This window comes from Aeromonas sp. Y318-1 (genome assembly GCF_027706125.1).
Taxonomy (GTDB): domain Bacteria; phylum Pseudomonadota; class Gammaproteobacteria; order Enterobacterales; family Aeromonadaceae; genus Aeromonas; species Aeromonas hydrophila.
The window spans coordinates 1-5,318 of record NZ_JAPDCM010000036.1; the positions used below are offsets into that span (position 1 = coordinate 1).

Genomic DNA, 5,318 nt, shown 5'->3' on the forward strand with positions numbered 1-5,318 from the left:
TTGAATGGGTTCATGTGCAGCTCCATCAGCAAAAGGGGATGATAAGTTTATCACCACCGACTATTTGCAACAGTGCCTCTTGGCCTTGGTGAACCGATCGATGTGTTCCCAGATCGCATCGTTGAACATGAACTTCTCCTTTTTCGATCTCTATCACATTGATCGAAAAGATATTTTTTATTTATTAATTTGGTGTGGTGAGAACCAACGCCAGTGACTCCCGTGCTTGCTTAAAAATTATCCTGTTTTTTCGGCCGAAGGCCAACAAAATCATCTGATTGCCACTGCCCCCACTCTTTGAGACAATGAGAATAGTTATCATTGTTAAGATTTATATCATGAATAAGTTTTGGGGTTTGGCCTTGTTGCCACTGTCAGTCCACTTCGCTGCTGGCGCCGACGAGCTGGTCGCACCGGCACTGAAAAACAGCATCGCCGCCGGGAAAGCCTCCCAGCAGCGCGTGGAAAAAGCCGCCGATGCGGCCGTTGCCGCCCGGCTGGAGCTGCAAAATGCCCAGCTGCAACTGCGTGATCTGGAAGCCTACAACCGCTATATGCAGTCTCTGGTGGCCGATCAGCAAAATGAGCTGGGCAAGCTGAGCCAGCAGCTGGAGGCGGTACAGGAGACCCGGCAGGGCCTGATCCCGCTGATGCTGCAGATGCAGGCCGATCTGGAGCAGCTGGTGCAAAACGACATGCCGCTGCGCAAGGAAGACCGCCTGGCGCGGGTTGAACAGTTGAAAGCGACCCTGGCCCGCGCCGACGTGAGTGAGGCGGAGAAGTTCCGCCAGCTGCTGCAGGCCTACCAGATCGAAGCCGAATACGGCAGCCGGTTGGATAGCTACTCTACCGAGCTGGTGCTGGACGGCGCACCGCGCCGGGTCGATGTGCTGGCGGTGGGTCGGGTCTCCCTGCTGGTGATGACCGCCGATCGCTCCCAGGCGTGGCGCTGGTCTGCGCAGAGCAAGCAGTGGCAGGCTCTCGACAGCCAGTGGCTCTCTCCCATCGCCGAGGCGCTGGAGATGGCTGCCGACAAGAAGGTTCCCCAGTTGTTGAATGTCCCCCTTTCCGTCAGCCGTGGTCAGGAGGCCCAGTCATGAGCATCACCATGAAGTGGTTCCCCCTCGCCATCGCCCTCTCTCTGGGTACCACTACCGCCGTTGCCGAGGAAGCCTGGCAGCAGCAGGAGCAAGCCCGTGAACAGCAGGCCCAGCAAGATCTGGCGTCTGTCTCCAAGGAGCTGAACAGTGCCCGTGCCAAGCTGGCTGCGGCCCAGAGCCTCAGCAAGCAGCTGGCGGCCGAATTTGCCGGCAACGAGAAGCAGCTAGTGGAGCTCAATGCCCAGTGGGAGCAGGCCTCCGGCGACATGAACGAGATCTTCGCGGTGACCCGCCAGGGGGCCAGCGATGCGGTCAAGCTGCTGAGCGAATCCGCCGTCGAGGGCCAGTACCCCGAGCGCCTCGCCCCGCTCAAGGCCATGGCGCAGGAGAAGCAGGTGCCGGATCGCGCCGCCCTCGCCCTGCTGCCCGCCACCCTGCTGCAAGAGATCCGTGAATCGGGCCGGGTTGCCCAGTTCACCGGCAAGGTGCTCGATGCCCAGGGGGCTGCCAGCGAGCAGCCGCTGACCCGGGTCGGCAGCTTTGCCCTGCTGGGGAGCGCAGGCTTCCTGCAACCCACCGCCGAGGGTCTGAGCCCGGTGCTGGGTCTGCCCGGCAGCGTGCTCTCCGCCGCGGCCGCCTATCAGGGTCAGGAGGGGGAAGCGCTGCCGCTGGATCCCTCCCACGGCACTCTGCTGGAGATGCTGGCGCAGGCCCCCACCTTCTGGCAGCAAGTCCAGCAGGGCGGCCAGGTCGGCGCCATCATAGTGCTGCTGGCCGCCATCGGCCTGGGGATCGCCGGGGTACGGCTGTGGAGCCTCTCCCGCGAACTGGGTCGGGTTCGTCGCCAACTCAAGAGCGGTGAGTACCATGCCGACAACGCCCTCGGCCGGGTGCTGACGGTGGCTGACAAGCATCCCGAGCTGAGCATGGAGACCCTCGAGCTGCGTCTTGATGAGGCAATCCTGCAGGAGACCCCTCGCATGGAGCGCGGCATCGGCATGGTCAAGGTGATCGCGGCCATCGCCCCCATGCTGGGCCTGCTCGGTACCGTGACCGGGATGATCGGCACCTTCCAGGCCATCACCCAGTTCGGCACCGGCGATCCCAAGATCATGGCAGGCGGCATCTCCATGGCGCTGGTCACCACGGTACAGGGTCTGGTGGCGGCTATTCCGCTGATCCTGGCCCACAGCCTGCTGCAATCCCGCTTCACCGAACTCTCCAACGTGCTGGAGCAGCAGGTGGCCGGCATTCTGGCCGAGCGGGCCGAAAGCAACCGTGACGGGATGGAGCGGGCGGCATGATGCTCGACATCTGGCAACAGCTGCAGAGCTTCATGGGCCGTGGCGGCCCGGTGCTCTGGGTCATTCTGGTTCTGCTGGTGCTGATGTGGATTCTGATGATCGAGCGGCTGCTCTACCTCAACCTGGGGTTTGCCCCGCTGCAGCGCCAGCTGCTTGGCCGCTGGCAGGCCCGCAGCGAGCGCCACAGCTGGCACGCTCGGGCGATCCGCGGGCGCTGGCTGGCTGAGGCCGAGCTTGAGCTCAACCGTCATCTGATCTTCATCCGCACCCTGGTGGTGCTTTGCCCCATGCTGGGGCTGCTGGGTACCGTGACCGGCATGATAGGCGTATTCGATGCGTTGGCTGCGGCCAACCGCTTTAACCCGGAGAGCATGGCAGGCGGGATCTCCCGCGCCACCATCCCCACCATGGCTGGCATGGTGGTCGCGCTTTCCGGCGTGTTGTTACTCAGCCGGCTCGAGAGCCAGGCCAAGCGTGCGCTGGCCAAAACCCGGGACGGCCTGCGAGAAGAGAAGGTAATGCAATGAGACGGCAATCCAAACGCCAGCGTGACGAAGTGCAGATCGACATGACCCCCATGCTGGATATCGTGTTCATCATGCTGATCTTCTTTATTGTCACCACCTCCTTCGTGCGCGAAGCCGGGCTCGAGGTGCACAGGCCTCAGGCCAGTCAGGCCAAGGCGCAGAAGTCCTCCAGCATCATGCTGGCGATCGGCGCCCAGGGGCAGATCTTCCTCGACCGCAAGCAGATCGATGTGGAGCGGGTGCAGGCCAGCGTCGCCCGCCTGCTGGCGGAACAGCCCGATGCCAGCCTGGTGATCCAGGCCGACGAGCGGGTACCCCACGGCAAGGTGGTGCGGGTGATGGATGAAGCCAAGGCGGCAGGCATTGCCAACATCGCCGTGGCGGTGGCACCGAAATGAAATACAAGCTGATGAGCCTGGGACTGGGGATCGCCCTCAGTCTGGGGATCCTGCTATTCATGGCCACCCTGGTGGAGCCGCCCAGAGGGGAGAAGGCGAGCGCCGAGCAGAAATCCATCGTCATCAACATGCAGAACGAGGTGACCGAGGTACAGGTGCGCGAGCGCCCGGTACCCCAGGAGCCGGAACCCTTGCCGGAGCCGCCTGCCGCGCTCGCTTCGACGCCGCTGCCTATGCCTGCGGCGGCACCGCTGCCCTCGGTGCAGCCGAGCCTGGATCTGGTTTCCAGCCTCAGTGCGGTGCAGGTCTATGCCCCTGGCGTTGCGACCAGCCCTAGCCCGGTTGCGAGCGGCAACTTCCATGGCCAGCAACAGGGGGCCGGGATTGGCGCCGGTGACATGTTGATGCCGTTGCAGCGGATCGAGCCGGTCTATCCCTATCGGGCCCAGCAGGCCGGCATCGAAGGGTCGGTGACCTTGCGTTTCAGCGTCGATGCCGACGGCCGGGTACAGGATGTGGAAGTGGTCGAGGCCAAGCCGAAGCGTCAGTTCGAGCGGGCGGCCATTCAGGCGATCAACAAGTGGCGCTACCAGCCGAGACCGGGCGCCACCGACAAGCTGGTGCAAGTCATCACGCTCAAATTCAAACTGGAGTCATAACTATGTTGCGGATCTGGATCTGTGTGCTGGCCCTGGTCAGCCAAGCCTGTCTGGCGATGGAGGTGAGCCCTCATTTCTCCCGCCAGCTGGAGCCAGTGATGAAGCTCTATCAATCCGGCCAGTGGCAACAGGCCCAGAGCAAGGCATCCGGCCTCAAACCAAATAGCGATGCTGAGCGCGCCTGGCTGGCTCAGTTGCAAGCCTCGCTGGCCGCCAACCTGCAGCAGACCGCGCAGGCCAGCCGCTACGTGGAGCAGGCGTTGGCCTATAAAGAGTGGCCCGAGCAGCAACAGCTGCAACTGCTACGGCTGCGTGGGGATATCCAGGCCCAGCAATCCAACTGGGCCGGCGCCATCGCCAGTTACAAGGCCGCATTGGTCATCAAGGCCGACGATGCCTTGCGTCTGCGTCTGGCCGGCCTCTATTACCACAACAAGCAGTACGGTGAGGCGGCCAGCCAGACTGAACAGCTGTTGAAGAAGAGCTGGCACAAGCAGGCTGCGATCATCCGCCTCTCGGCCCTCACCGCGCTGCAGCGCTACGGGGTGGCGGCCGATCAGGCCGCAGAGCTGATCCGCCACGAGCCGACAGAGAGCAAGTGGTGGCAGCAGGCGGTGTCGCTCAACCTCTCCGCCAAGCGCGGCGATCAGGCGCTGGCGCTGCTGCAAACCGCTATCGACAGGAAGTTGATGGATGATGCCGCCACCCGCAACCAGCTGATCCGTCTTTATGCCTGGCAGGGACTGCCCTATCGCGGTGCCCGTCTGCTGGAAACGGCCATGGCGAAGGGACAGATGAAACAGAGCGCCGACAATCAGCAACTACTGGCTCAATTGTGGGAAGGCGCGCGCGAGTGGCCGAAGGCCGTCGACAGCTGGCAGCTGCTCGCCCGCGAGCATGCCCATCCCAAGGCGGCCATGCGCGCCGCCGAGCTGCTGTTGCAACAAGGCAGAACCGATGCGGCCATGACCCAGCTCGTGGCCATCAAGTCGGTGAAAGGTGAACAAGGCAATCGCGCCAAGGCGCTGCTGGTACAGGCACACCTCAATAAAGAGCAGTATGCCCAGGCGCTGGAGCTGGCCCGTGAACTGCAGCAACAGGATAACTGGCAGCAGCGGGCGACCAGCTGGGTCAACTATATCCAGGCGCAAAGCGAAGAATTGAGCAAAAAAGCGGCGTAAAAGCAGGCTGAAGCCCTTGTTTTAGAGGCTTCAGCCTGCTTTTTCAGCAAACGAACGCATTTTTGCAAAAAGCCCTTGTCATCGCGGCGCGGCTCCCTATAATGCGCCCCTACCAGCACGGCGGAACACGCCAACCTGATGAGCCAGCT

6 protein-coding genes are annotated in these 5,318 nt (G+C 62.7%); all 6 read left to right on the forward strand.

Annotated elements, in window-relative coordinates; genetic code table 11:
- Positions 1-338 precede the first annotated feature (338 nt).
- The 6 genes from OKB87_RS23395 to OKB87_RS23420 are packed head-to-tail and all read left to right on the forward strand — an operon-like array spanning position 339 to position 5,169.
- Positions 339-1,100: a DUF3450 domain-containing protein gene (locus OKB87_RS23395; protein ID WP_270828618.1), complete on the forward strand. Its 762-nt coding sequence runs from the start codon at positions 339-341 to the stop codon at positions 1,098-1,100.
- Positions 1,097-2,404 (forward strand): MotA/TolQ/ExbB proton channel family protein, encoded by a 1,308-nt coding sequence (locus tag OKB87_RS23400; RefSeq protein ID WP_270828619.1) that lies wholly within the window; start codon positions 1,097-1,099, stop codon positions 2,402-2,404. Before OKB87_RS23395 ends, OKB87_RS23400 begins: the two co-directional genes overlap by 4 nt.
- On the forward strand, positions 2,401-2,931 hold the full coding sequence (locus tag OKB87_RS23405; RefSeq protein ID WP_130633321.1) for a MotA/TolQ/ExbB proton channel family protein: 531 nt from the start codon (positions 2,401-2,403) through the stop codon (positions 2,929-2,931). Before OKB87_RS23400 ends, OKB87_RS23405 begins: the two co-directional genes overlap by 4 nt.
- Positions 2,928-3,329 (forward strand): ExbD/TolR family protein, encoded by a 402-nt coding sequence (locus OKB87_RS23410; RefSeq protein ID WP_011707897.1) that lies wholly within the window; start codon positions 2,928-2,930, stop codon positions 3,327-3,329. Before OKB87_RS23405 ends, OKB87_RS23410 begins: the two co-directional genes overlap by 4 nt.
- Entirely contained in the window at positions 3,326-3,988 is a 663-nt protein-coding gene (locus tag OKB87_RS23415) for an energy transducer TonB (protein ID WP_101150412.1), read from the forward strand. Before OKB87_RS23410 ends, OKB87_RS23415 begins: the two co-directional genes overlap by 4 nt.
- A 2-nt stretch (positions 3,989-3,990) precedes the next feature.
- Complete coding sequence (locus tag OKB87_RS23420) at positions 3,991-5,169, forward strand: tetratricopeptide repeat protein (RefSeq protein ID WP_270828620.1); 1,179 nt, start codon at positions 3,991-3,993, stop codon at positions 5,167-5,169.
- Positions 5,170-5,318 lie beyond the last annotated feature (149 nt).